This is a genomic window from Inquilinus sp. CA228, from assembly GCF_052078665.1.
Lineage (GTDB): Bacteria > Pseudomonadota > Alphaproteobacteria > DSM-16000 > Inquilinaceae > Inquilinus.
On the sequence record NZ_JBQJIK010000056.1, the window covers coordinates 1 to 25,837 of the forward strand.

General features: G+C 70.1%; 25 protein-coding genes. 12 read left to right on the forward strand and 13 right to left on the reverse strand.

Annotated elements, in window-relative coordinates:
- Positions 1 to 383 precede the first annotated feature (383 nt).
- Genes cysC through ACTOWL_RS25275 form a run of 3 tightly spaced genes read right to left on the reverse strand, consistent with a single transcriptional unit; the run spans position 384 to position 3,816 of the window.
- Entirely contained in the window at positions 384 to 2,279 is a 1,896-nt protein-coding gene (gene cysC / locus ACTOWL_RS25265; RefSeq protein ID WP_441324052.1) for an adenylyl-sulfate kinase, read from the reverse strand.
- 1 nt (position 2,280) lies between these two features.
- Entirely contained in the window at positions 2,281 to 3,075 is a 795-nt protein-coding gene (gene cysD, locus ACTOWL_RS25270) for a sulfate adenylyltransferase subunit CysD (protein WP_441324053.1), read from the reverse strand.
- A gap of 3 nt (positions 3,076 to 3,078) precedes the next feature.
- Entirely contained in the window at positions 3,079 to 3,816 is a 738-nt protein-coding gene (locus tag ACTOWL_RS25275; protein ID WP_441324054.1) for a phosphoadenylyl-sulfate reductase, read from the reverse strand.
- Between the two features lie 122 nt (positions 3,817 to 3,938).
- Between ACTOWL_RS25275 and ACTOWL_RS25280 the strand changes: the two genes are divergently transcribed.
- A complete protein-coding gene (locus ACTOWL_RS25280; RefSeq protein WP_441324055.1) occupies positions 3,939 to 5,657 on the forward strand; it encodes an NADPH-dependent assimilatory sulfite reductase hemoprotein subunit in 1,719 nt (572 codons plus the stop codon).
- Entirely contained in the window at positions 5,657 to 6,226 is a 570-nt protein-coding gene (locus tag ACTOWL_RS25285) for a precorrin-2 dehydrogenase/sirohydrochlorin ferrochelatase family protein (RefSeq protein WP_441324056.1), read from the forward strand. The genes ACTOWL_RS25280 and ACTOWL_RS25285 overlap by 1 nt, the downstream gene beginning before the upstream one ends.
- A 4-nt stretch (positions 6,227 to 6,230) precedes the next feature.
- On the opposite strand, the gene ACTOWL_RS25290 is transcribed toward ACTOWL_RS25285, so the two are convergent.
- Both ACTOWL_RS25290 and ACTOWL_RS25295 read right to left on the reverse strand, forming a co-directional pair.
- Entirely contained in the window at positions 6,231 to 6,680 is a 450-nt protein-coding gene (locus ACTOWL_RS25290; RefSeq protein ID WP_441324057.1) for a DMT family transporter, read from the reverse strand.
- The gene (locus tag ACTOWL_RS25295; RefSeq protein WP_441324058.1) at positions 6,680 to 7,201 is read right to left on the reverse strand and encodes a GNAT family N-acetyltransferase; all 522 of its coding nucleotides are present in this window, start codon (positions 7,199 to 7,201) and stop codon (positions 6,680 to 6,682) included. Before ACTOWL_RS25295 ends, ACTOWL_RS25290 begins: the two co-directional genes overlap by 1 nt.
- Before the next feature lie 101 nt (positions 7,202 to 7,302).
- On the opposite strand from ACTOWL_RS25295, the gene ACTOWL_RS25300 reads away from it, so the two are divergent.
- Positions 7,303 to 7,869: a helix-turn-helix domain-containing protein gene (locus tag ACTOWL_RS25300; RefSeq protein WP_441324059.1), complete on the forward strand. Its 567-nt coding sequence runs from the start codon at positions 7,303 to 7,305 to the stop codon at positions 7,867 to 7,869.
- 4 nt (positions 7,870 to 7,873) lie between these two features.
- On the opposite strand, the gene ACTOWL_RS25305 is transcribed toward ACTOWL_RS25300, so the two are convergent.
- Complete coding sequence (locus ACTOWL_RS25305; protein WP_441324060.1) at positions 7,874 to 8,338, reverse strand: Lrp/AsnC family transcriptional regulator; 465 nt, start codon at positions 8,336 to 8,338, stop codon at positions 7,874 to 7,876.
- Between the two features lie 126 nt (positions 8,339 to 8,464).
- Between ACTOWL_RS25305 and ACTOWL_RS25310 the strand changes: the two genes are divergently transcribed.
- A complete protein-coding gene (locus ACTOWL_RS25310; RefSeq protein ID WP_441324061.1) occupies positions 8,465 to 8,881 on the forward strand; it encodes a DUF2000 domain-containing protein in 417 nt (138 codons plus the stop codon).
- Positions 8,882 to 8,895: 14 nt separating this feature from the next.
- On the opposite strand, the gene ACTOWL_RS25315 is transcribed toward ACTOWL_RS25310, so the two are convergent.
- The 3 genes from ACTOWL_RS25315 to ACTOWL_RS25325 form a co-directional block, all read right to left on the reverse strand.
- Positions 8,896 to 9,312 carry a GFA family protein gene (locus ACTOWL_RS25315; protein WP_441324062.1) on the reverse strand — a complete coding sequence of 139 codons (417 nt, stop codon included), beginning with the start codon at positions 9,310 to 9,312 and terminating at the stop codon, positions 8,896 to 8,898.
- Between the two features lie 11 nt (positions 9,313 to 9,323).
- Positions 9,324 to 9,743 (reverse strand): lysozyme inhibitor LprI family protein, encoded by a 420-nt coding sequence (locus tag ACTOWL_RS25320; RefSeq protein WP_441324063.1) that lies wholly within the window; start codon positions 9,741 to 9,743, stop codon positions 9,324 to 9,326.
- A gap of 117 nt (positions 9,744 to 9,860) precedes the next feature.
- Entirely contained in the window at positions 9,861 to 10,658 is a 798-nt protein-coding gene (locus ACTOWL_RS25325; RefSeq protein ID WP_441324064.1) for an AraC family transcriptional regulator, read from the reverse strand.
- Between the two features lie 176 nt (positions 10,659 to 10,834).
- Here ACTOWL_RS25325 and ACTOWL_RS25330 point away from each other — a divergent pair, with 176 nt between their 5' ends.
- Positions 10,835 to 11,068: a hypothetical protein gene (locus tag ACTOWL_RS25330; RefSeq protein ID WP_441324065.1), complete on the forward strand. Its 234-nt coding sequence runs from the start codon at positions 10,835 to 10,837 to the stop codon at positions 11,066 to 11,068.
- A gap of 6 nt (positions 11,069 to 11,074) precedes the next feature.
- Here the strand turns inward: ACTOWL_RS25330 and ACTOWL_RS25335 are convergent, their stop codons facing one another.
- Both ACTOWL_RS25335 and ACTOWL_RS25340 read right to left on the reverse strand, forming a co-directional pair.
- Positions 11,075 to 13,033, reverse strand: coding sequence for a DUF5054 domain-containing protein (locus tag ACTOWL_RS25335; protein ID WP_441324066.1), 1,959 nt, complete (start codon positions 13,031 to 13,033; stop codon positions 11,075 to 11,077).
- Positions 13,034 to 13,059: 26 nt separating this feature from the next.
- Positions 13,060 to 14,100: a LacI family DNA-binding transcriptional regulator gene (locus ACTOWL_RS25340; RefSeq protein ID WP_441324067.1), complete on the reverse strand. Its 1,041-nt coding sequence runs from the start codon at positions 14,098 to 14,100 to the stop codon at positions 13,060 to 13,062.
- A gap of 237 nt (positions 14,101 to 14,337) precedes the next feature.
- Between ACTOWL_RS25340 and ACTOWL_RS25345 the strand changes: the two genes are divergently transcribed.
- The 5 genes from ACTOWL_RS25345 (at position 14,338) to ACTOWL_RS25365 (ending at position 20,117) form a co-directional block, all read left to right on the forward strand.
- Positions 14,338 to 15,696, forward strand: a complete 1,359-nt coding sequence (locus ACTOWL_RS25345; protein ID WP_441324068.1) for an extracellular solute-binding protein — start codon at positions 14,338 to 14,340, stop codon at positions 15,694 to 15,696.
- 151 nt (positions 15,697 to 15,847) lie between these two features.
- The gene (locus tag ACTOWL_RS25350) at positions 15,848 to 16,762 is read left to right on the forward strand and encodes a carbohydrate ABC transporter permease (protein WP_441324069.1); all 915 of its coding nucleotides are present in this window, start codon (positions 15,848 to 15,850) and stop codon (positions 16,760 to 16,762) included.
- Position 16,763: 1 nt separating this feature from the next.
- Entirely contained in the window at positions 16,764 to 17,588 is an 825-nt protein-coding gene (locus ACTOWL_RS25355) for a carbohydrate ABC transporter permease (protein WP_429225380.1), read from the forward strand.
- A gap of 16 nt (positions 17,589 to 17,604) precedes the next feature.
- A complete protein-coding gene (locus tag ACTOWL_RS25360) occupies positions 17,605 to 18,714 on the forward strand; it encodes an ABC transporter ATP-binding protein (protein ID WP_441324070.1) in 1,110 nt (369 codons plus the stop codon).
- On the forward strand, positions 18,711 to 20,117 hold the full coding sequence (locus ACTOWL_RS25365; protein WP_441324071.1) for a CehA/McbA family metallohydrolase: 1,407 nt from the start codon (positions 18,711 to 18,713) through the stop codon (positions 20,115 to 20,117). Before ACTOWL_RS25360 ends, ACTOWL_RS25365 begins: the two co-directional genes overlap by 4 nt.
- Positions 20,118 to 20,284: 167 nt before the next feature.
- On the opposite strand, the gene ACTOWL_RS25370 is transcribed toward ACTOWL_RS25365, so the two are convergent.
- The gene (locus ACTOWL_RS25370; protein ID WP_441324072.1) at positions 20,285 to 21,151 is read right to left on the reverse strand and encodes an alpha/beta fold hydrolase; all 867 of its coding nucleotides are present in this window, start codon (positions 21,149 to 21,151) and stop codon (positions 20,285 to 20,287) included.
- A 108-nt stretch (positions 21,152 to 21,259) separates the two neighbouring features.
- On the opposite strand from ACTOWL_RS25370, the gene ACTOWL_RS25375 reads away from it, so the two are divergent.
- Complete coding sequence (locus ACTOWL_RS25375; RefSeq protein WP_441324073.1) at positions 21,260 to 21,709, forward strand: GNAT family N-acetyltransferase; 450 nt, start codon at positions 21,260 to 21,262, stop codon at positions 21,707 to 21,709.
- A gap of 66 nt (positions 21,710 to 21,775) precedes the next feature.
- The gene (locus tag ACTOWL_RS25380; protein ID WP_441324074.1) at positions 21,776 to 22,519 is read left to right on the forward strand and encodes a hypothetical protein; all 744 of its coding nucleotides are present in this window, start codon (positions 21,776 to 21,778) and stop codon (positions 22,517 to 22,519) included.
- Between the two features lie 162 nt (positions 22,520 to 22,681).
- Here ACTOWL_RS25380 and ACTOWL_RS25385 read toward each other — a convergent pair whose 3' ends face one another.
- Positions 22,682 to 25,816, reverse strand: coding sequence for an efflux RND transporter permease subunit (locus ACTOWL_RS25385; protein ID WP_441324075.1), 3,135 nt, complete (start codon positions 25,814 to 25,816; stop codon positions 22,682 to 22,684).
- Positions 25,817 to 25,837: the final 21 nt, after the last annotated feature.

A 25,837-nucleotide genomic window follows, 5' to 3' on the forward strand; every position in this document is an offset into this window, starting at 1 on the left:
GCCGGCGTCGTCATCGACGGCGCCATCCTCAAGGCCGCCTGATCCACACCATCCCGAGGACCTGATCAGTCCTCGCGGAAGCAGGTGGACGGACCGATCCCGGACATGGCGCCCGCCAAGGGCCGAGGTCAAGAATGGTGCCGTCCCCTGAGCCTCCCCCGACGCAAGCGGGATCATGGTACTGCCCTCCAACGGGCAACCGTATGTGAGTTGGACCTGGCCGCACCGCCGGCCGCGTCTCCCCAACACGGCTCAGGCCTGCCTTCCGGACTCCCTAATCCTCTCAACCAGGGCGACACACCATGCCGTAGCCTCTTCACCCGCTTGACACCAAACTCCCCATGTGAGCCCGGGCATGACAGAAATGGGTGGACGGGACCTCCTCAGATCGACGGATCGGCGTCTTCTCCAGCCCGCTTGGCCGAGCCGGCGAAGCTGGTGATGGCGAAGGACTCCAGCAGGTCGATCGCGGCGTCCACCGGCATTGCGCCGGTGTCGATCGTCAGGTCCGGCGTCTCCGGCGCCTCATAGGGCGCCGAGACCCCGGTGAAGCCCTGGATCTCGCCGCGGCGCGCCTTGGCGTAGAGGCCCTTGGGGTCGCGCTGCTCGCAGATCGCCAGGTCGGCCTTGACGAAGATCTCGCGGAAGCCGTCGCCGATCACGTCGCCGGCCAAAGCGCGGTGCCAGCGCTCGGGCGAGATCAGCGCCACGATCGCGATCAGCCCGGCCTCGGCAAACAGCCGCGCCACCTCGGCCGCGCGGCGGACATTCTCGGCCCGGTCCTCGGTCGAGAAGCCAAGGTCGCGGCCGAGGCCGGTGCGCAGCGAATCGCCGTCCAGCACCGTCGCCTGCCAGCCGCGGGCGAACAGGCGGGATTCCAGCGCCGTGGCCAGGGTCGACTTGCCGGCGCCGGACAGGCCGGTCAGCCAGACCACCCCGCCGCCATGGCCGTTGGCGATGCGCCGGGCGGCGGCATCGACCCGCCGCTCGGTCGGGAACAGCAGCCGGCTGTCGCCGGTGGCGTCGAGGATGGTGACGCCGCCCACCACGTCGTAGCCGTCGACCAGCACGCCGCGGCCGGTGCCGGGCAGATCGGCATGGCGGTCGAAGGCCATGGCGGTGCGGCCGACCACCTCGATCTCCGCCGTCTCGTTGCGCCGCACCAGCTCCGCCGTCCGGGTCTCGAGCGTGTGCACCTCGACCACATGGGCGATGCGCTCCACCGTCACCGTGTGCTCGGCGGCGGCCAGTCGCAGCGTCAGCCGGGCGCCGGGGCGCAGCGGCTCACGCGCCAGCCAGAACAGGCGCAGCTTCAGCCGGGTCGCGGTGGCCGGCGCCTGCTCGACCAGAGTCGCGATCTGGCCGCGCTCGACGAAGACCGGCGGGTCGAGCGTCAGCCCGACCGCCTGGCCGGCGCGGGCCGAGGTGATCTCCGCCGCCGGCCAGCTCTCGATCGTGGCGATGCGCGCGACCTTGCCCGAGGGGGCGAAGCGCAGGGTCTGGCCGACCGCGAGCGCGCCGCTCTCGATCCGCCCCGACACGATGCGCCGCTCGTCGAATTTGTAGACATCCTGCACCGGCAGGCGCAGCGGCTGGTCGGTCGCCGACGGCGCCGCCTCGAGCCCGTCCAGAGCCTCGACCAGCGACGGCCCGTCATGCCAGGGCATCAGCGCCGAGCGGGTGACGATGTTCTCGCCATGCCGGGCGGCCAGCGGCACCACCACCACGGGGGTGATGCCGACGCTGTTCAGATAGGCCGAGATCTCGTCGACCACCGCCTGGAACCGGGCCTGGTCGTATTCCACCAGGTCCATCTTGTTGATCGCCACCACCACCTGGGTGATGCCGAGCAGGCCGAGGATCAGGGCGTGGCGGCGCGACTGCTCCAGCGTGCCCTCGCGGGCATCGACCAGCAGCAGCGCCGCATCGGCCCCGGCGGCGCCGGAGACCATGTTCTTGAGGAACTCGGCATGGCCCGGCGCGTCGATCAGCACATAGCGCCGGCGCGGGGTGCGGAACTGCACCTCGGCCGTATCGATGGTGATGCCCTGGTCGCGCTCGGACTGCAGCGCGTCGATCAGGAACGACCATTCGAACGGCATGCCGCGCTTCTTGCTCATCGCCTCGACCGCCGTGACCCGCTCGGGGCCGAGCGCGCCGGTGTCGTGCAGCAGGCGGCCGATCAGGGTCGACTTGCCATGGTCGACATGGCCGGCGATGACGACGCGCAGGGTGCGGGCGGCGGCCAGCGCCGGGTGCAGGGCCACGATGCCGTCCATCCTACATGTATCCCGCGCTGCGGAGACGCTCAAAGCCGTCCTCGGTCTCGTTGTCGATGATGCGGCCGGAGCGTTCGGAGACCTTGGTGGTCTCGAGCTCGGCGATGATCGCCTCGATCGTGTCGGCGTCGCTGGCCACCGGCAGGGTGATGTTCTTCTCGCCCAGCGAGCGGTAGCGCAGCCCGTCCCTGGCCAGGTACAGCGGCACGATCGGGATGCCCTCGCGGTGGGTGTAGCGCCAGACGTCGATCTCGGTCCATTTCAGGATCGGGTGGATCCGGACATGGGTGCCGGGCTCGAACCGGGTCTTGTACTGGCCCCAGAATTCGGCCGGCTGGTCGGCCACGTCCCAGGCGCCCTCGAAGCTGCGCGGGCTGAACACCCGCTCCTTCGCCCGCGTGCCCTGCTCGTCGCGGCGGATGCCGACGATGATGCCCTCGAAACCCTCGCGGTGGACCACCGCCTTCAGCCCCTCGGTCTTGCGCGCCGCCGCCCGGCCGCCGGCCGCGAGGGTCGGGTCCATGTCCTCCTCCGGCGGGCAGTCCTCGATGATCAGCGGCAGGTTCCAGTCGCGCACCAGCTTGTCGCGGAACTCATAGACCTCCGGCAGCTCCATATGGGTCTCGAGCTGGATCAGCGGGAACGGGATATGCCCGAAGAACGCCTTGCGCAGCAGCCACAGGATCAAGGTGGAGTCCTTGCCGATGGACCACAGCAGCGCCAGCCGATCGATGCGGGCGAAGGCCTCGCGGAGGATGGTGATGCTCTCCGCTTCGAGTTCGTCGAGATGATTCATGGCCTAAAGGAACGTGACTGGGGAGGGATCGGCGGGGCGGTGGATACCGCATTCGGTCTTGTCTTGGCCAGACCAACGGCCGGAGCGCGGGTCTGCGCCCTGCGCGACCCGTTCGGTACAGGGCATGCAGCCGATCGACAGGAAGCCGTCGGCCTCCAGCGGATGGCGGGCCAGTCCCCGGCCCTCGAACTCCGCGGCGATCCGGTCGGGCGACCAGCCGGCCAGCGGGTTGATCTTGAAGCGGCCCTCATCGGCCGCCCATTCGACCGCCGGCAGGTCGGCACGGGTGAGCGCCTGGAACCGTTTGCGGCCGGTGATCCAGCCGCCGAAGCCGGACAGCGCCCGCTCCAGCGGCTCGACCTTGCGCAGCGCGCAGCACGCGTCCGGGTCACGCTGGAACAGCAGCAGGTCGGGGTCTCGTCTGGCGATCTCAGCGGGGTCAGGCCTGACCGAGCGCACATCCTCAAGTCCGAGCTGCGCGACCAGCCGGTCGCGGTAGCGCAGAGTCTCGCCGAAATGCCGCAGCGTGTCGAGGAAGACGACCGGCGTGGCCGGCGCGACCTCCGCCACCAGGGCCAGCAGCACCGCCGATTCGGCCCCGAAGGACGACACCAGCGCGACCCGCCCGAGCCTGGGATCCGCCAGCACCTTTTCGATCAGCGCACACCCGTCCAGCCCGGCGAAATCGGCGGCGATCAGCTCCTGATCGAGCTGCGAAGTGGCAGCGGCAGAGGCGGACATCGGGTGCTCATGCTCGGCAATTGCTCCTACTTTACTGTAAAATAGAGCGCATTTGCGGGTTGACTGTGTGTGAATCCGGAGACTAATGTCAACCATCAATTGTGGATAGAACGCCGCCGCCGATGTCCGCCGATCCGACCGCCGCTCCCGCGGCCCCGCCCAAGCTTTCCGCCGTCGAAGGCGTGAAGGAACAGAGCCGATTCCTGCGCGGTGGCATCGCCGCCGACCTTGCCACGCCCGGCATCTCGGTCACCGAGGAAAGCTATAACCTGCTGAAATTCCACGGTAGTTATGAGCAGTACGACCGTGACACCGCGACCGCGCGGAAGAAGCAGGGGCTGGAGAAGGAATACCAGTTCATGGTCCGCGCCCGCATCCCGGGCGGGCGGATCACGGCCGACCAGTATCTCGCGATGGACGCCATCGCCGACAGGTATGCCAACGGATCGGTGCGGATTACCACGCGCCAGGGCATCCAATTCCACGGCGTCGTGAAGGGAAACCTGAAGGCCACGATTGCCGACATCAACCACTCGATGCTGACCACCATGTCCGCCTGCGGCGACGTGGTGCGCAACGTCATGACCACCCCGGCGCCGATCCGCGACGCGGTGCATGGCCGGCTGGAGGCGGATGCCCGCTTCCTGTCGACGCGGCTGCTGCCGAAGAGCCGGGCCTATTACGAGCTGTTCCTCGACGAGGAGAGCCAGGCGCCGGCCGAATCAGTCGACGAGCCGCTGTACGGCACGACCTACCTGCCGCGGAAGTTCAAGATCGGCCTGGCCGTGCCCGAGGACAACACGGTCGACATCCTGACCCACGACCTCGGCATCCTCGCCGTGTTCGAGGGCGACCATCTGCTCGGCTACAACCTCAATCTCGGCGGCGGCCACGGCCTGACCCACACCAAGCCCGGCACCTATGCCCGCATGGGCTCGCCGATCGCCTCGGTCGGTCCGGGCGAGCTGCTGCAGGGCGCCGAGGCGGTGATCCGCCTGTACCGCGACCACGGCAACCGCGCCGACCGCAAGCGCGCCCGGCTGAAATACGTGCTCGACGACATGGGCCTGGACTGGACCCGCAAGGAGCTGGAGCGCCAGTTCGGCCGGGTCCTGGCCGACCCGCTGCCGCACGCGCCGTTCCAGGTGCCCGACCATCTCGGCTGGCACGAGCAGGGCGATGGCCGCTTCTGGCTGGGCCTGCCGGTCGCCAGCGGCCGGATCCAGGACGGGCCGCAGATCCGCCTGCGCACCGCCCTGCGCACCCTGTTCGAGAACTGGGCCAAGCCGGCGGTGCTGACGCCGCAGCAGGACATCCTGATCGCCGACATCGCGGCGAATGAGCGCGACGAGATCGAGGCGCATCTGCGCAGCCACGGCGTGGTCTTCGCCGAGGACCTGACCGCCGTCCGCCGCTGGGCCCTGGCCTGCCCGGCCCTGCCGACCTGCGGCCTGGCCCTGTCGGAGGCCGAGCGCATCCGCGAGCCGCTGATCGATTCGGTCGAGGCCGTGCTGCGCAAGCACGGGCTGATCGAGGAGCGGATCAGCATCCGCATCACCGGCTGCCCCAACGGCTGCGCCCGCCCCTATGCCGGCGATATCGGCCTGGTCGGCCGCACCCCCGGCACCTTCGCCCTGTTCGTCGGCGGCGATTTCGAGGGCACCCGGCTGAACGCCAAGCTGACCGAGAAGGTGCCCGAGGCGGCGATCGCCGACACGCTGGACCCGCTGCTGGGCGCCTTCGCGCAGGACCGGCAGCCGGGCGAGGGCTTCGGCGACTGGTGCCATCGCCAGGGCATCGACAAGCTCGCCACGCTGCTGCCCGGCGGGAAGGCGCTCTGATGCTGCCGATTTCCCTGTGCCCCGAGGCGGTGCCGGTCGCCCTGGTCGGCGCCGGCGACAAGGCGGTGCACCGCCTGGCCCAGCTGGACGAGGGCGGCTTCACCGTCGCCGTGTTCTCGGACGCGCCGTCGCCCGATCTCGTGCTCGCCGCCGGCGACCGGCTGCGGCGGCGCCTGCCGACCGCAACCGATCTTGGCGCCCAGCGGCTGCTGCTGGTGGCCGATCTGGACGAGGGCCGCGCCGCCAACCTCGCCCTCCTCGCCCGCCGCCTCGGCCTGCTGGTCAATGTCGAGGACCGCACGGCTTTGTGCGACTTCCACCTGCCGGCGATCGTCCGCCGCGGCGACCTGGTGGTGGCGATCTCGACCGGCGGGCAGAGCCCGCGCCTGGCCGGCCGGCTGCGCCTCGCCGCCGAGCGGCTGATCCATCGCGACTGGGGCGTCCGCCTCGCCCGGCTCGGCCTGCTGCGCTCCGAGCTGCGGGCCCAGGGCAAGGGCCCGACGGAGATTTCCCGCGCGGTCGATTCGGTGATCGACCGCGAAGGTTGGCTCGGCCGGCCGGGAGCCTGAGCGGTCAGACGCCCCGCCGGGCGATCAGGACGGCCCCCACCACCAGCAGGATCGCGCCGAGGACCGGCAGCCGCTGGGCCGAGAGGGTTTGGGCGCCGGGCTTCAGCTGGTCCGCCGCCAGCCCGGCCACCAGCTGGCTCGCCACCAGGATGGCGATGGTGGGCGCCGCCCCCAGCCGCTGGTAGCCGAGGATCCCGGCGAAGACGAAGAACGAGCCGAGCAGCCCCGGCAGGAACGCCCAGGGGCGCAGGGCCGACACCGCCTCGGCCACGCCGCCCGTGCCGTTGCGGAGCAGCAGCAGGGACAAGAGCAGCGTCAGCCCGACGGCGGAGTTGATCACCAGCGCGACCAGCACGGTCGAGGCCGACAGCGTGATCCGCACCATCAGCAGGTTCTGCAGCACCAGGCACAGCCCGGCCGTGGCCAGCAGCGCGACCGTGGCGGCGGCGCCCATCAGGCCCGGCCCTCCGGACCGGCGCGGCCGTCGAGCCGCAGCTGCAGGAAGGCCAGGTCGAGCCACCGGCCGAATTTTGTCCCCACCTCGCGCATCACCCCCGCGGGCTCGAAGCCGAGGCTCTCATGCAGCCGGATCGAGCCGGCGTTGCCCGCCTCGATGCCGGCGACCATGACGTGCTTGCCCAGGGCCTTCGCCCGGACGATCAGCTCCAGCATCAGCGCCTTGCCGATCCCGCCGCCGCGCCGGTCGCGGTGGACATAGACCGAATGCTCGACGGTGTGGCGATAGCCGTGCCAGGCGCGCCAGTCGCCGAAGGAGGCGTATCCCGCCACCCGGCCGTCATCGTCGACCGCCACCAGCACCGGATAGCCGAGGCGCCGCCGCTCCGCCAGCCAGGCGGCGCGGTTCGCCGCATCGACCACGGACTCGTTCCAGATCGCGGTCGTGTGGGCCACGGCGTCGTTGTAGATCTCCAGGATGCCGGCGATGTCGCCGGCCTCGGCGTCGCGAATGCGCATCTCACCCTCACGACAATGGACAGTCCGTAGATAGGACTGACCCCCGGCTTTGTCCATTTTAGTGATACGCATTGCTCATATAGTCCACTATAGTAGCACGCATGGTGGGCCCAGACGGCATCGACCGGCGCATCGGCGCCCGCATCCGGATCGAGCGGGAGAGCCGCGGCTGGTCCCTCTCCGACCTGGCCGTGCGCGCCGCCGTCTCCCGCGCCATGGTGTTCAAGGTCGAGCGCGGCGAGAGCAGCCCGACGGCCAATCTGCTCGGCAAACTGTCCGGCGCCTTCGGCCTCAGCATGTCGGCGCTGATGGCGCGGGCCGAGATGCAGCAGGGCCGGCTGTCGCGACGGGCCGACCAGCCGGTGTGGACCGACCCGCAGACCGGATATCTGCGCCGGCACGTGTCGCCGCGCACCGACCTGCCGCTCGACCTCGTGCGGATCGAGCTGCCGGCCGGGCGCGAGGTGCCGATGCCGGCCTCGGCCTATGCCTTCCAGCGCCAGCTGATCTGGGTGCTGGAGGGCGCGCTGGTGTTCGTCGAGGGCGCGGTGCGGCACGAGATGCAGGCGGGCGACTGCCTCGAGCTCGGCCCACCCGTCGACTGCATCTTCCGGAACGAAAGCGATCGCCCCTGCACCTACGCCGTCGTGGTGCTGCGCCAGCCCTGACGCCTCAAGCCTTGTCGAGCGGGAAGCCCCTGAACGGCTTGATCTCCTTCAGCACGAACATGGTCTGCATCTCCTTGATCCCGGGCAGGCGGCGCACCACCGCCATGGCGAAGTCGGCATAGCTGTCCAGGTCGGGGGCGACGACCTGCAGCAGGAAGTCCGAATCGCCGGCAATGCTGTAGCAGGCGACCACCTCGGGCAGCTGCCGGACGCTCTCGGAAAACTCCTCCGCCTCCGCCTCGCTGTGGCTGTCGATCCTGACCCGGATGAACGCGAGCACGCCGAGGCCGATCCGCCGCCGGTCCAGCAGCGCCGCATAGCCCTGGATGACGCCGTCCTCCTCCAGCTGGCGGACCCGGCGCCAGCAGGGCGAGGTCGACAGCCCGACCTCGGCCGACAGCGCCTGGTTGGTCAGCCGGCCGTCCTGCTGCAGGGCGGCGAGGATGCGGAGATCGACCGGTTCGAGCATGATCTGCCTTTAAGAGAATACTTCTCGGTAGATCCTACCAGAAACCTAGATAGACGACGCAAGGATAGGCAGGATCGACCAGCCGACGCGATGTATCCTGCCGCGCAGACCGCATCGAAGGCCGCCATGACCCAGGATCTCCGCCTCGCCATCGTCGTGAACCCCGGCCTGCCGCTCGGGCTGATCGCCAACACCGCCGGCGCCATCGCCATCGGGCTGGGGGCCCGGCTGCCGGCCCTGGCGGCACGGCAGCTGACCGACCGCCACGACCGCACCATCGACATCAGCTCGAACCAGCCGGTGCCGGTACTGCAGGCCGATGCGGCGGCGATCCGGGCGCTGCTGCTGAAGGCGCTGGCCCAGCCGGGCGAGCGGGCGGTGGTGCCCTTCCCGGCCTTCGCCCGGTCGCTGCACGCCTATGCCGAGTACGAGGCCGCCTTCCCAGGCCGTGACCTGGGCGAGGAGGCGATCGACGGGCTGGGCCTCGCCGGCCCGTCGAAATGGGTCAAGTCGCTGACCGGCGCGCTCAAGCTGCTGCGGTAACCTTCGCCTCGCGCCTAATCCGGATCCTCCGGCCATTGCCGGGCGTGCGTGGGGATGATCACGCCGGGCAAGGCCCGGCTGGTCCAGATGTGGACGGCGTCGCTGAGATCGAGCGGCTCGTCGAGGGAGCCGCCCTTGATGCAGATCTCGTCCTCCCGGTCCTTGTCGCCGTCCCAGAGGCGCGATCCGCAGGTCGGGCAGAAGAAGGAGACGATCGGCCACCCCGATTTCGCCGGCCGCGACCAGCGGCTGAGCTCGCCGCCGAGCAGGCGAAGATCGGCGCTGCGGAAGAATGCCGAGATCCCGAAGGCCGAGGCCGACTGCTTCCGGCATTCGCGGCAGTGGCAGACATACAGGCCGAGCGGCGGCCCGGTGAGCTCGTAGCGCACCCGGCCGCATTGGCAGCCGCCGGTGAGGGGCGTTCCGGCCATGGATCAGACCCTCAGTTCGCCGCCGGGACCGGGCAGCTCATGTCGCCTTCCTCGCAGTTGAGATAGGCCTTGAAGTCCTCGATCCGGCTCTTGGTCTGGCCGTCCAGGCACATCGCGTGGATCATCGGCGCGGCGGTGCCGCCCGCGACGGCGGAGGCCTGGAAGTCGCATTCGGCGTCGCGGAAGGACACCCAGGCGCGCTGCGTGGCCACCAGCAGCCTGGTCGTGTCCGGATCGTCCTTCAGCCGGCCCTGGATCTCCTTGTAGAGCTTGTTCAGCTCGGCATCCGAGGTCTTGAACGCCTTGCCGTAGCATTCGTTCAGATCCGCCTGGCCCTGGGCGCTGTCGCAGTCGTCGGCCTGCGCGCGGGCCGGGCCGGCGACGGCCGCAACCGCCAGAAGGGCGACGAGACCGGCGAGTGAAGCACGCATGGACGATCTCCCCATCCTCGGCAGAAATTCTGTCGTCATGCCGGAGTCGTAGCGACTTCCGGGACGACCTGCCAACAGGGAGTCCGCTACGAGCGAAACATCGATCGGCCCGCCGGCTCAGTCCTCCGCGGCGAAATAGCGGCCGGGGGTGACGCCGAAGGCCTTGCGGAAGCCGGCGACGAAGGCGCTCGGCCCCTCATAGCCGAGGCGGTCGGAGACCTCGCCGACCGGGGCGCCGAGCGACAGCCATTCCACCGCCTTCAGCAGCCGGGCCTGGCGCCGCCAGGCGCGGAAGCTGAGGCCGGTCTCGGACCGGAAGTGCCGTTCGAAGGACCGCTCCGACAGCGCCGCCCGTCGTGCCACCTCGGCCAAGTCGTCGGTCCGGGCCGGATCGGCCGCCAGCTCGGCCACGGCGCGCCGCAGCCGGGCGGATTGCGGCATCGGCAGGTGCAGCGGCGCGATCGGCTCGGTCACCAGCTGGTCGAGGATGACGCCGACGATCCGCCCCGCGGGGCCGCCGGTCGCGGCGTCGCGCGGATAGCCCAGCAGCGTCAGCACCAGCTCGCGCAGCAGCGGCGACAGCCGGATCACCGACGGGTCGCGCGGCAGGTGGCGCACCGCCTCGGGCCGCAGGAACAGGTAGCGCAGCGCCGAGCGCTGCAGATAGGTGACGGCGTGCGGCACGTCCGGCGGGATCCACAGCGCCCGCTCCGGCGGCACCACGAAGCTGCCGCGCCCGGTCTCGACCGTCACCGAGCCGGAGACGATGTGGAACAGCTGGGCCCAGCGGTGGCTGTGCGCCTGGAAGTGCAGCCCGGCCTCGACCTCGCCGGCGAAGGTGAGGACGGGGGCCGGATAGTCCTCCGCCGCCGGCCGGTCGAGATCGGGATGGATCAGATTGTCCGGATGGGTCATGGCGACTCGGATACAGAACTCCGGCCAATGGCGCCAGAGGCTTGGCGACTCGAACACATAAATCGGCGGAGTGGCGCTAACACGAAAATCGGCCCTGGATCTAGTGTGACGCCGGTGACAGCGATCCCCCGCCCGACCGAGCCATCGTCGGGATCGACATCCAAGGAGATTCGGCGATGACCACGATCATTTCATCCCGCGAGTCGCGGGCACCGGCCCCCCGGCCGACGATCCTGGCGACGGCCGCCGCCCGCAGCATCGCCTGGGTCCGGCATCAGCTGCGGCTCCGGCGGGACACCGGGATGCTGCTGGCGCTCAGCGACCACCTGCTCGCCGATATGGGCGTCCACCGCGACCAGGTCGGGCGGGCCGTGCGCGACAGCACTCGGGCGGAGCGAGGGCCGCGGTGACCGGCCTCAGCCGCGGCCGGTCAACCGCAGCCGGAAGCGGAACTGCAGCGTGCCCTCGCACCACATCGGGAAGTTGGTGCCCCATTTGTTGTTGTGCAGGTTGATCCGCACGCCGCCGGAGAAATCCGGCAGGCCGGGGGCGAAGGGCATGAAGGGCGAGGCGGCCGGCGCCGCCAGCGGCGCATCGGGCGACTGGAGCAGGGCGGTGCCGCCCTCCGCCAGCCGGCCGCGGATGCCGGACACGGCCTGCAGCTGGCCGCCGCCCCTGGGCGTGATGCGGTCGGCCGGCTGCCACAGCCCCATCTTGCGGTAGTCCCAGCCCTCGATTCCGGCCGGGGTGAAGCCCAGGAAGCTGGCCTCCGGCATTCGGTTCGCCGGCTTGTCGCGCAGCACAAGCACGAGCTCAAGGCCGTCGCCGGCCGCCGCGATCCGCAGCTCCGCCCGGCGCGGGGCACCGAACACCGCATGCGCCTCCGCCGGCAGATCCAGCAGCAGCGTCGCCCCCGATCCGTCCCGCGCCAGCCCGGCCAAGCGCGGCCGCCAGGCGGCGGAGCGCGCGGTCCGCGCCCGCTCCAGCCCCGGCTTGCCGTGGTCGAGCAGCGCCCATTCGATCCGCTGCGTCAGGTAGACCTGCATATAGGCGGCGACGTCGGCCGCGTCATAGCTCTCGTAGGCATAGGCGATCAGGCTGCCGCCGATCCCCTCCAGCATCCGGCCGTCCGGGGCGGTGAGCCTGGCGATGGCCCCGGTCGTGCCGTCGACGCCCAGCCGCCACTGGCCGGCCCGAATCTCGACGATTCCAGCCGCCGGCGCGTCCGCCGCGACCGGGTCGCCCGGCCGCAGCTCGGCCAGGGCCTGCTCCGCCGCCGGGCGGTCGGCCGGGGACAGCGCGTCCACGGCCGCATCGAGATAGAAGCGCTGCTCGGCCCAGGAGCTCTCGGCGAAGCGGAAGCGCGGGTCGAGGCGCCGCGCCGCCTCGAATTCCGGCCGGTCCCACGCCGCCTCGTCGCGCAGGAAGGTCTTCACATCGACGCCGCAGGTGTGCTCGGCGACCATCGCCAGGCGCCGGCCGAAGGCGAGGCGGCGGTCGTCCAGCCCCTCCACGGCGAAACGGTCATAGACCCGCTGCAGCGCCAGGAACCGCGCGGTCTTCTCCGGATCGCTGGCGCTGCCATGGATCCAGCTGTCGCCGATCTCGCGGTCGACCACCGGCAAGCGCTCGCGCTCCGGCCAGACCGCCGCGGCGAAATCGTCCAGGGTCGAGGCCCGGATCGCGGTGCCGGGATTCGCCGCCCGCAGCTCGCGATGGCATTCCGCCGCCGCCGAGATGCCCTGCGGCCCGACATTGTCCGAGGTGTGGGCGAAGCTCAGGCCCTGGTCCATCCCCTCGGGGAAGAAGGTGGCGCCGTAGCTGCTCTGATAGGCCACCAGCACCTCCTCGCCCGACGGCGCGCGCCAGCGGAACAGCGGCGGCACCTCCGGCAGGGTCGAGGCCGAGTTGACGCCGATATGCAGGAAGCGGATGCCGGCCTCGGCCAGGATCGGCACGATGCCCAGCGGGTGGCCGGGCACGTCGGTCATCTTGGCGGCGATGGTGCTGGTGCCGAAGCGGCGGTCCAGCGCCTGGGCGTAGGACAGGCCGGCGCGGAACAGCGCCGGCGACATCAGCTCGGTGTGGGTGGTGAAGGGCAGGCCGTGCCAGCGGATCAGCCCGCGCTCGATCGCCCGCTCCAGCCGCCGCACCTGGTCGCGCGGCTGGGTCTCCAGATGGTCCCAGATCAGCCAGGCGCCGGTGGTCCAGACGAACATGCGCTGCGCCGGGTCCTCGGCGAAGAAATGCTCGCCGGTGTCGATCGCGCGCGGGATGAACACCTCGTGGTATTCCCGCCGCACCGTCTCGGCCAGCTGGGTGAAGCCGATGTCGAGATGCGTCTTGAAGACGAGGTGGATCGTCCGGCCGGTCATCGTCTCATCCATGATGGCGTGATGGGTCAACCCACAGTGCTGCGGACGACCAGCTTGGTGCGGATCGTCTCGACCAGCGGCGGGGCGCCGCGATTCTGCAGGCGCTGCAGGATCAGCCGCACCAGCGCGGCCACCCGCTCCTCGACGTCGATCTTGATTGTGGTGAGGTCGTAGCTGCGCCAGGCGGCCTGGTCGATGTCGTCGAAGCCGACGACGCTGACCTCCTCCGGCACCTTCCGCCCCAGGGCGTGGCGCAGCGCGTCGAGCGCGCCGAAGGCGCTGACGTCGTTGGCGGCGAACACCGCCTCGGCGCCGGGCCCGCCGCGGAACAGCTCGATGGTGGCGTCATGGCCGCGCTGATAGCTGAAATCGCCCTCGACCACCGCGGCCGGCGGCAGGCCGCGCGCCGCCAGCACCTGCTGCAGCGTGCGCAGCCGCGCCGTGTTGGCCTGGGCCTTGGGGTTGCCGGCCAGATAGGCGAAGCGCCGGCGGCCGAAGCCGGACAGAAGGGCCACCGCCTGCTCGATGCCGTCGCGCTGCAGCACCCGCAGGCAGTCGAAGCGGTGCATCCCCGATTCCGGCGGCGGGCCGGGGTCGGTGGCCTCGTTCGGATAGTCGACATAGACCGGCACCGCCTGGTCGAAGGCGCGGTGCAACTGGTCGGGCGGCACGTTCTCGGTGAACACCACCACGCTGTCCGGGTTGTAGGCCCGCATGTAGGACAGCAGCTTCGGGTCCAGGCTGCGGTCTATCCGGGTCTTGAACAGCAGCGTGGCGAAGCCGCGGTCCTGCAGCGCCGTGGTCAGCGCGTCGATCTCGAGGCTCTCCCACGGGCTGCAGACATGCGGCACGATCACCCCGACCAGATGCGACCGCTGCGTGGCCAGCGCCCGGCCGGCCATGTTGGGGACGTAGTTCATCTCCTCGGCGATGCGCAGCACCAGCTCGCGCTTGTCGGCCCGCAGCGGCGCCTTCGGGTTGAACGCCCGCGAGACCGCGGCGCGCGACACCTTGGCCCGGTCCGCCACGATCTCGGCGATGGATTGTCTCTGGTCCTCTCGTGCCACCTGCGCCTCAACCGACTGAAATCGCTTTCATCCACACTGGGCAGACGGCATGGGGCTGTCAAGCATGGTTGCGCGGAAGTTTGGCAGGATCCCTCGCATTCCAACGATCCTCGGGCGGAGTGCGGCGATGTTCAGAGACCGAAACGATCGCGATTGACGGAAAACTGAAAGCGTGTTCACTTCTGCTCGAAGCCGCATCCCGCCTGAAGGATGCGCCGCCATGGGAGGCCACAGCGCATGACCGCACATCGCCTGGGAATTCTCACCGCCGGCCTGCTCGCGACCCTGTCCTGGGGTGCGCCGGCGCAGGCCGCCGACCTGTCCATCGTCTGCCGCTGCGTCGAGGGCGGCGTGAACGCCGAGCTGGCGACCTGGATCAAGACCTGGGTCATCCCCGAATTCGCCAAGACCCCGGCCGGCGCCGGCTCGACCGTGACGCTGAAGGAGTTCGGCGGCACCGACGAGCAGTTGACGCAGCAGCTGGCGCTCGACTTCTCCACCGGCGCCGGCGCCGACGTCTCCGGCTTCGACGGCTTCCTGATCCCCAGCTTCGTCGAGGGCGGCCTGCTGAAGCCCCTGAACGAGATCGCCGGCTCCGAGGTCGATGGCTGGGACGGCTGGCCGCACATCTCGGCCGGCGCCCAGGCGCTGATGTCCTACCAGGGCAAGCGCTTCGGCCTGGCCGAGGGCACCGATGTCCGCGTCATCTTCTACCGCCGCGACCTGCTTACGAAGGCCGGGCTGAAGGCCGAAGGCTGGCAGCCGGCCAGCTGGGACGATGTCCTGGCCACCGCGCGGGCGCTGAAGAAGGCCGATCCGGACAGCTTCCCGCTGCAGATCAACGCCGGGGTCTCGATGGGTGAGGCCACCACCATGCAGGGCTATTACCCCCTGATCCTCGGCGCCGGCGAGGCGCTGCAGGACAAGGACGGCAAGTGGATCACCGCGAGCCCGGCGATCCTGGCGGCGCTGAAGCTGTACAAGACCGTCTATGTCGACGAGAAGCTGGGCGACCAGCGGGCCCAGCTGCTGGCCGACGGCCGCAACCGCAGCTTCGCCAATTTCCGTGACGGCAAGACGGCGATGCTGGTCGAGGGCGACTGGTTCTACCGCTCGGTCACCGCGCCGGGCAGCGAATTCGCCGTCGCCGACCGCGACCAGACCATGGGCTGGGCCAAGATCCCGGCCGAGGCCGCCGGCCGCGGGCTGGACGGGCGCGACTTCGTCACCATCTCCGGCGGCACCGGCTTCGTGCTGAACCCGAACACCCAGAACCCGAAGCAGGCCTGGGCGCTGCTGGCCTTCATGAACAGCCGGCCGGCGCTGACCGCCTATCAAGGCTTCTCGGAGCGGATCCGCATCCGCGACGACGTGCCGGTGCCGAACTCGACCTTCCTGCAGGACACCGCCAAGGCGCTGCTGCCGATCACCACGGCACGGCCGAACGACCCGAACTACGAGAAGGTGTCGGCCGAGCTGCAGCGCATGACCGAGGCCGTGGTCTCCGGCAACGCCACGCCGGAGGAGGCGATGGCCCGCTACGGCGCCGCCGTGAAGAAGATCGTCGGCGAGGCCAACACCGCCAGCAAGAGCTGAGGATGGGGCAGGGACGGATCGGCATCGTAGGTTGGGTTCGCGTGCGCGAACCCAACATCCATCCGGCCGAGCCCACGTCAATGTTGGGTTCGCATCCGCGAACCCAACCTACGTCTGCGCTACCCCCTCCCGCGAGGGGAGGGGGAGAATAGTGGAGAAGCGCGCCACCCTGCTCTCCGCCCGGTCCGGGGCCGCCTTCATGGTCCCGGCCGGGGTGCTGGTCGGGCTGTTCGTCGTCGTCCCGTTCTTCTGGATCATCGCGGTCAGCTTCACCAACCGCACGCTGCTGGGCCGCACCGCGCTGCATCCCGATTTCGTCGGGCTGCAGAACTACACCTCGCTGTTCGACGGCAGCGCGTTCTTCGCCCCCGGCGAGTTCGGCGCCTCGCTGATCCTGACCGTGCAGTTCGTGCTGCTCTCGGCCCTGATCGGCCAGGCGCTGCTGGGCCTGCTGCTGGCTTGGCTGCTGCAGAATATCCATCCGGCCCTGAAAGCAGCGGTGCAGGCGGCGGTGGTGGCGGCCTGGATCCTGCCGGAGGTGGTGATCGGCTTCGCCTGGTTCGCCTATCTCGACCGCGACGCCGGCACGCTGAACGGCATCCTCGGCACGCTCGGCCTGCCCCGGCCGGACTGGCTCCTGGAGATGCCGTTCCTGGCGATCGTCGTGTTCAACACCTGGCGCGGCACCGCCTTCTCGATGATGCTGTTCTCCTCGGCGCTGCAGTCGATCCCGCCGAGCTATTTCGAGACCGCCAACGTGGTCGGCGCCTCGTCCTGGCAGAAGCTGCGCGACATCGCCCTGCCGCTGATCCGCGGCCATGTCGTCACCGACCTGATCCTGGTGACGATGTGGACCTTCAACGTGTTCACGCCGTTCCTGCTGACCGGCGGCGGCCCCTCCTTCCGCACCGAGATCCTGTCGATCTACACCTACCAGCTGGCCTTCAAGCATTTCGAGTTCGGCCGCGGCGCCGCGGTCGGCGTCGTCATCATGCTGATCAACCTGGCCTTCGCGCTGGTCTATCTCGGCCTGGCGCGGCGCCGCCGGGCCGCGGCGGAGCATTGACATGGCGCTGCGCCCCCTCCTCCTCCGCATCCTGTTCGCCGGCCTGGCGGCGCTGATCGGCCTGGTCTTTGCCCTGCCGCTGCTGTGGTTCGTGCTGGCGCCGTTCAACGCGCGGGCGGAGCTGGGGCTGGCGGTGCCGGACCCGTTCACCCTCGGCAACTTCGCCAAGGCGTTCGAGAACGGCTTCGCCATGCGGGCGCTGCTGAACAGCCTGATTCAGAGCGTCGGCGGCGTCGCCCTGGTGACCGCTGCGGCGACGCTGGCGGCCTATGCCATGTCGCGCGCGCCGGTGCCGGGCAAGGGCCCGATCACCTACCTGCTGCTCTTGTTCTCCTCGGTCGTCTCCGGCTCCGCCGCCATGGTGCCGATCTTCCTGATCGTCAGCGCCATCGGCCTGGTCGACACCCATGTCGCGGTGATCCTGGTCTTCGCCGGCGGCCTGCTGCCGACCGCGATGTTCATCCTGCGCGACTTCATCGACGGGCTGCCGCGCACCTACGAGGAATCGGCGCTGGTCGCCGGCGCCTCGCCGCTGCGCGCCTTCTTCGACGTCGCCCTGCCGGTGATCCGCCCCGGCGTCGTGGTCGTCGCCGTCTGGGCCTTCGTGCAGATCTGGGGCAGCTTCCTGATCCCCTTCGTCCTGCTGCGCAGCGAATCCCGCATGCCGGCGGCGCTGGCGATCTACTCCTACTATTCCGAGGCCGGAACGCCGGTGGTCACCCTCCTCTCGGCCTATGCCGTTGTCTATTCGGCGCCGGTGGTGGCCCTCTACCTCTTCGTCAGCTGGAAGTTCGGCTTCCGATTCTTCGGCGGCATCAAATCGTGAGCGGGCGGGAGATCCGATGGCTTCTGTAACGCTGGAGAAGGTCCAGAAGGCCTTCGGCGAGCTGACCGTGGTGCGCGACATCAACCTCGACATCGGCGACGGCGACTTCGTCTGCCTGCTCGGGCCCTCGGGCTGCGGCAAGACCACGACGCTGCGCATGGTGGCGGGGCTGGAGCAGCCGACCGCCGGCCGCATCCTGATCGGCGGCGCGGACGTCACCCGCAAGCCGCCGAGGGAGCGCAACCTGTCGATGGTGTTCCAGGACTATGCGCTGTATCCGCACATGTCGCTGGGCCAGAACATCGGCTATCCGCTGAAGGTCCGCGGCGCCCCCGTGGAGGCGCGGCGCGGCCGGACCCAGGAGGTGGCCGACATCCTGCAGATCGGCCATCTGCTGGACCGGCTGCCGTCGCAGATCTCCGGCGGCCAGCAGCAGCGCGCCTCGCTGGCCCGGGCCCTGGTGCACCCGTCGCAGGTCTATCTGTTCGACGAGCCGCTCTCCAACCTCGATGCCAAGCTGCGGCTGGAGGCGCGGGCCTTCCTGAACCACCTGCAGCGCGACATCGGCATGACCGCGGTCTACGTCACCCACGACCAGGCCGAGGCTATGGCGCTGGCCACAAGGGTGGCGGTGATGGAGGCCGGACAGGTGGTGCAGTACGCGCCGCCGCTCGAGGTCTATCGCCGCCCGGCCACCACCTTCGTCGCCGGCTTCGTCGGCAATCCGCCGATGAACCTGGTGCCGGTCGAGGCCGTGCTGCAGGACGGCGCGGCGTCGCTGGCGGCCGAGGGGCTGGAGGCCCCGCCCCTGCCGCCGTGGGACGCGCTGGCCCGGGCGATCGACCGCAGCGGCCGGCTGACGCTCGGCATCCGGCCGGAGCATCTGGGCATCGCCGGCGACGATTCCGGCTGGCGCCTCTCCGGCGAGCTCTTCGCCAATGAAGGCATGGGGCCGGAAAGCCTGGTGACGATGCTGCTGCCGGGCGAGCGGCGGGTCACCGCCCGGATCTTCGGCGACGATCCGCTGAGCCTCGGCCGCGACGTCCGGCTCGGCTTCCGGGCCGAGGATCTCGTGCTCTTCGACGCCGAGGGCCGACGCATCCCGGGTCCGCGGGAGGCGCCGTGACGCTGGCCCAGGCGCTGACCGTCCGGGTCGCGGCCACGGAAGGCCCCTACCGCCCGGTCCCGGTCGAGATCCCGCCCGGCACCACCCGGATCGACGTTGCCATGGCCTATGCCAAGGTGGGCGACTGCATCATCGACCTCGGCCTGCTGGACCCGCGCGCCACCGCCTTCCCCAGCCCGGCCGGCTTCCGCGGCTGGAGCGGCGGCGCCCGCGACGGCTTCTTCGTCGCCACCGACGACGCCACCCCGGGCTATGTGCCGGGGCCGATCCCGGCCGGGACCTGGACCATCCTGCTCGGCCTCTACCGCGTGCCGCCGGGCGGCGCCGAGGTGGCGCTGACCCTTCGCCTCGACGACGCGCCCCGCCCCGACTGGTCGCCGGAGCCGGTGGCCGATGTGCGGGATCCGGCGCCCGGCTGGTACCGCGGCGACCTGCACTGCCACACCCATCACAGCGACGCGCGGGGGGCGCCCGAGCTGCTGCACGAGGCAGCGCGTCTGGCGGGGCTGCGCTTCCTGGCCGTGACCGACCACAACACCACCACGCAGCGCCGCTATTTTTCCCCACGCAGCAGCAGGGAGATCGTCTTCATCCGCGGCGAAGAGATCACCACGGCCGAGGGCCACGCCAATGTCTTCGGCGCCGAGGGCTGGATCGATTTCCGGATGACGGCGCCGGCCGACGCGCACCGGCTGGCGGCCGCCGCCCATCGCGCCGGCGGGCTGCTGTCGATCAACCACGACAAGCCGCCGATCCCGTGGCGGCACGAGCTGCCGATGCTGGACTGCATGGAGGCCTGGCAGTCGCACTGGTTCACGGGCAACTGGATCTCCCTGGCCCGCTATGACGAGCGACTGCGCGCCGGCTGGCGGATCTCGCTGATCGGCGGCAGCGACTGGCACCAGCCGGCGGCGCTGGCTCCGCCCGGCCCGCTCGGCCTCGGTCGGCCGGCCACAGTGCTGTGGCTGCCGGAGCTGTCGGAAGCCGCGGTGCTGCGGGCGCTGCGCGCCGGCCACGGCTATGTCACCGAGGGGCCGGACGGGCCGCATCTCGCCGTCACCGCCGGCGGCGTGCCGATGGGCGGCACCCATTCCGGCGATGGCGACTGGACCGTCGAGGCGGAGATCCGCGGCGCCGCCGGCGACCGCCTGGTCTGGGTCGATGCCGGCGGCACGGTCGCCGAGCAGGAGATCCCGGCGGAGGACTGGATCGCCCGCCTGACCCTGACCCCGCCCGACCGCTTCCTGCGCGCCGAGATCGTCGCCGCTGCCAGCCGGCCGCGGCTCGAGGCCGAGTTCCTGCAGGCGCTGGCGGGGCGCAGCCTGCCAGCCGGCGTGACCCACAGGGACATCGCGGCCCAACCCCTGCGCCGGGCGCTGGGCAACCCGATCTATGTCGGGTGAGGCGGGACCTTATGCCGGCGAGTTCGTGATCGGACTCTCTTTCCGAAGAAAGAGCCGTCATTGCGAGGAGGCGAAGCCGACGAAGCAATCCAGGGGCCAATGCGAGCCGCCCTGGATTGCTTCGCTGCGCTCGCAATGACGATTGTGGGCTGGCTGCCCATGGTCTCCTACTCGAACATCCCCTTCGGCGTCTCGCCCTTGAGGAAGGGTTCGATCACGGCCACCAGCAGGTCGGCCTGGCCGATCACCGCGGTGTGCGAGGTCGCCGGCAGCACGGCGAGGCGCGAGGCCGGCAGCTTCTGGCCCATGTCGCCCATGCCGCCGCCGCCGAGCAGCCGGAACAGCGCCACCGAATGCTCCAGTGTCGCGACATCGGCATCGCCGGTGATGATCAGCACGGGGGTCTTCAGCGCCTTGACCTCCGCCTCCCACGCCATCGGCTCCTTCTCCAGCGCGATCAGCTTGCGCACCAGTTCGGGGAAGCCGTCGGGATCGGCGGCGAGCTTGCGGTACGCCTCGGCGAACACCGGCATGCCGACGAACATCTCCACCGTCATCTGCGGGATGAACTCCCGGAACGCCGGCTGCCAACCCTGGGCGTCGTAGGCGACGGAGGCGGCGGCGAGCTTGTTCACCTTGTCCGGGTGGCGAATCGCCAGCTGCAGCGCGGCGGCGGCGCCCATGGAATAGCCGAACACGTCGGCCTTCGGCAGGCCCACCGCATCCATGAAGGCGGCCACGTCGTCCGCCAAAGCGGGATAGGTGATCGGCCGGTCGATGTCGGTGGTGCGACCGTGGCCCTGGAATTCGAGCGCGTAGACCTTGTGGGCCTCGGCCAGCTTCGGGATGATCGCGCCCATCGACGGGATGTTCATATAGGCGCCGTGCAGCACCACCAGCGGGTCGCCGCTGCCGGAGACTTCGTAGTAGACCTGCATGCCGTTGACCTCGACGCGGGCGCCCACCGGCTGGGCCTCGGCGAAGGCGGGACCGGCGACGAACAGGGCCGCGGCCATCAGGACGGTACGGATCATGGGACTTTCCTCTCCAACGCGTGCGGTTTCGCTGACGCTGTCGATAAGACGAAGCACCCCTGCCCCGATCCGACACGGCCGGGCGGAAATTTTTGCGATCGCATCCGGATGGTGATCCGCATCCGCCCGGCCCGGCCGGAGGACAGGGACGCGCTCGGGGCGCTCAAGCTGCGCGCCTCGCTGGCCTGGGGCGATCATGTCGAGGAACTGCGGGCGCTGCCCGAGGCAAGGCAGGTCCCGGCCGAGCATCTGCCCGGGGTCTTCGTCGCCGAGCTGGACGGCAGGATCGCCGGCTTCGCGACCATCCTGCCGCGCGGCGACGGCGAGGCCGAGCTGGAGGACCTGTTCGTCGATCCCGAGTCCTGGCGCCGCGGCGTCGGCGCCCGGCTGGTGGCCGAGGCCGAGCAACGGGCCGCCGCCCTCGGTGCCCGCGCGCTGCATGTGATCGCCGGCGAACGGGCCCAGGCCTTCTACCAGCGCTGCGGCTTCCGGGTCGTGGGCACGGCGATGACCGCTCTCGCCCCCGCCCTCGCCATGCGGAAGGATCTGGCCCGCTGAGCGCCCGGAAGCAGCCGGCCGCGCTGTTAACATCATGTGCATTGCGCTCGTCTGCGATTCTCGTTCATGATACGTTCTATGGACAAGGCGCATTCCGTCTCCACTCCGCAGCCGGCCGTGCCGGGCCTCGACCCCGAACGGGCCGAGCGGGCTGCGCGCATGCTCGACCGTTTCGCCGAGATGGCGATGGAGCAGGCGGAGGCGATGCATCAGGCCACCCTGGCCGCGGCCGAGGCCGGCGATGCCGCCGCGGCCAAGGAGCTCTCGCTGATCTTCGACCGCGCCGGCCGCAGCCTGCGCCGGTCGCTGGCGCTGCAGGCCCGCCTCGCCCGCGAGCGGCTGGAGATGGCGGACAGGAAAGCCGCCCATGCCCGGGACCGCGCCGAGGAGAAGACGCAGCGCCGCCGCCAGGTCGCCCGCGCCGTCGCCGGCTCGATCGCCGGCGACGACGGGGTCGATGCCGAGAAGGGCGAGAGGCTGACGGCCGAGATGTGGGAGCGGCTGGTCGAGGATGAGGACATCGATGCCGAGCTGGCGGTTCTCGACCATCCGCTCGAGGAGATCGTCATCCATCTCTGCCGCGACATCGGCATCCGCCCCAACCCGGCCTGGCTGAACCCGGACTATTCCGGTGCCGATTGGTCCCACGGCCGCGAGGCGGAGGGCGATGAATCTGGGCCGCCCGGCTGGCCCAAGGACGGGCCGGACGCAGGCCGGTACTGGCGCTTCGCCGAGCCCGGCTGGTACGACTTGGAAACCTGCAAGAAGCTGAACCGCCCGCCCTGGGAGCTGAAGCCGGACAGCAGCTGAGCGCTGCCCGTCGTCGGGACCGGCTCCCGCCCCCCTGAAACCGTCATGGCGAGCCCCGCAGAGGCGTGGCCATCCAGCAGCCCCGGCTTCTGGATCGCCCCTGCTCGACTTGACGGGGGCGCTGCGCGCCTCGCGATGACGGTTCTGTTGCGAGAGGCCCGCCTACTCCGCCGGCTTCGGATGGGCAGGCGGCTCCTCCTCCTCGACCACGCGGTGATGGTCGCGGGCGAGGTAGGTGTAGACCATCGGCACCACGAACAGGGTGAACAGCGTGCCGATCGACATGCCGGACGCGATCACCAGCCCGATCGAGAACCGCGCTGCGGCGCCGGCGCCGCTGGCGTAGAGCAGCGGCACCACGCCCAGCACCATCGCCGCCGTGGTCATCAGGATCGGCCGCAGGCGGATCGCCGCCGCCTGCTCGATCGCGTCGCGCCGCGCCAGCCCCTGCTCCTCCTGCAGCTTGTTGGCGAACTCCACCATCAGGATGCCGTGCTTGGTGATCAGCCCGACCAGCGTAATCAGCCCGATCTGGGTGTAGATGTTCAGGCTGGCCCCGGGCACGTCGATGACGATGCCGAGCTGCTGGCCGATCCCCGGCAGCATCGAGCCGACATTGAGCGCCGCCAGCGCGCCGAAGATTGACAGCGGCACCGACACCATGATGATCAGCGGGTCGCGGAAGCTCTCGAACTGCGCCGCCAGCACCAGGAAGATCACGATCACCGCGAAGGCCATGGCGATCATCACCGTGTTGCCCTCGGTGATGTACTGCCGGGAATCGCCCTCGTAGTCGTAGCTGACGCCGCGCGGCAGGATACGGTCTGCGGTCTGTTGCAGGAAGGTCAGCGCCTGGCCGAGGGTGACGACCACCGGGGTCGGCACCGCCTGGATGGTCGAGCTGTTGAGCTGGTTGAACTGGGTGTAGGAGTTCGCCGTCGCCTGGGTCTTCAGCGTCACCACCGAGGACAGCGGGATCAGGTCGCCGCCGGCGGTGCGGATGAAGTACTTGTTCAGCTCCTCCGGGTTCAGCCGGCTCTCCTGCGCGACCTGCGGGATCACCTTGTAGCTGCGGTTGTCGCGGTCGAACCGGCCGATGTCGTTGCCGCCCAGCATGACGTTCAGCGTGGTGCCGATGTCGTCCATGTTGATGCCCAGCGCCGCCGCCTTGTTGCGGTCGATCTCGACCGACAGCTCCGGCCGGTCGAAGGCCAGGGTTGCGTTGGCGAACAGGAACATGCCGCTCTTGCGGGCCTCGTTGGCGATCTGCTGCGCCATCTCGTAGACCAGCTCGGGCGAGCCCGGGGCCTTGATCACGAACTGCACCGGCGGGCCGCCGCTGGAGCCCGGCAGGGCCGGCGGCGCGGTGGCGAAGCCCTCGACCCCGGCGATGCTGCCGACGATGCCCTGGACCTGGGCCTCGATCTCGGCGCCGCTGCGGGTGCGCTCGCCCCACGGCTTGAAGGTCATGCCGCCGAAGCCGGAGGCCAGCGAGCCGGCGCCGTTGACCGCGAAGATCGCGTCATGCTCCGGCACCGCCTGCAGGTCCTTGACCAGCTTGTCGGAGAACCGGTTCATATATTCGAGATTGGCGTAGCGCGGGCCCTCGAGGATCATGAAGACGAAGCCCTGATCCTCCTTCGGCGCCAGCTCGCTCGGCGTGTTCACGAACAGGAAGGCCGAGGCGCCGAGCAGCACCACGGCCAGGAAGATGGTGACCGGCCGGTAGTTCAGCGAGTTGTGCAGCCGCCGGTGGTACCAGTTCTGCAGTCCGGTGAAGAAGCGGTCGACCACGCGCTGGAACCGGCCGGCGCCCGCGCCATGCGGCTTCAGCATCTTGCTGGTCATCATCGGCGACAGGGTCAGCGCGACGATGCCGGAGATGATGACGGCGCCGGCCAGGGTGAAGGCGAATTCGCGGAACAGTGCCCCGGTCAGGCCGGTGGCGAAGCCGATCGGCACGTAGACCGCGGCCAGGGTGATGGTCATCGACACCACCGGCCCGGCGATCTCGGCCGCCCCCTTCAGCGCCGCCTGCCTGGGTGTCAGCCCCTCCTCGATATGGCGGTGGATGTTCTCGACCACCACGATGGCGTCGTCGACCACCAGGCCGATCGCCAGCACCATGGCCAGCAGCGTCAGCGTGTTGATCGAGTATCCCAGGGCGTAGAGGCAGAACAGCACGCCGATCAGCGACAGCGGGATGGTGACGACCGGGATGATCACGGCGCGGAACGAGCCGAGGAACAGCAGGATGACGACGACCACGATCGCCACCGCCTCGGGGATGGTCTTGCCGACCTCAAAGATCGAGGATTCGATGAACTCGGTGGCGTCGTAGACGATCTCGCCGCGCATGCCCTCCGGCATCTGGCGCTCGATGTCGACCATCGCCGCCCGCACATTGGCCGCCGTGGTCAGCGGGTTGGCCGCGGGCGTCGGGTTGATGGCGATGAAGATCGCCTCGCGCCCGTTGAAGGTGACGCGGGCGTCGTAGCTCTCGCTGCCCAACTCGACCCGGGCGACGTCCTTCAGCCGGACGATGTTCGACCCGTCCGATCGCACCACCAGGTCGCCGAAGGCTTCGGCCGTGCGCAAGGTGGTGTCGGTGCGGATGGCGAAGGTGACCAGCTCGCCCTCGGTCCGGCCCGGCGCCGACTGGAAGTTGTTGGCCCGGATCGCCGTCACCACATCGGCCGCCGTCGCCATGCGCGAGGCCAGCCGGATCGGGTCGACCCAGACCCGCATGGCGAAGCTCTTGGCGCCCAGGATCTGGGCCTCGGCCACGCCCTCGGTGGTCGACAGCTGCGGCTGCACCACCCGGGTGATGTATTCGGTCACCTCCTCCGGCGACATCCGGTCGCTGTCCAGCGCGATGTACTGGATCGCAATCTCCTGGCCGGTGCCCTTCACCACCACCGGGTCCTTCGATTCGTCCGGCAGGTCGTTGCGGACCTGCTGCACCTTGGTCAGCACCTCGGTCAGCGCCGCGTCCGGGTTGGCGTTCAGCTTCATGTGCACCGACACGGTGCTGAGGCCCTGGACCGAGGAGGAGGTGACGTAGTCCAGCCCTTCCGTGCTGGCCACCGCCTGGGCGACCGGGGTGGTGATGAACCCCTGCATCAGGTCGGCGCTGGCGCCCGGATAGGCGGTGGTGATGGTGATCGTCGTCTCTTCGGTCTTCGGGAACTGGCGCACCGGCAGGGTGGCCAGGCCCTGCAGGCCGAGCAGCAGGATCAGCAGGCTGATCACCGAGGCCAGCACCGGCCGGCGGATGAAGATCGAGGTGAAGTTCATGGCGTCCCCCCTTCCCGGCCG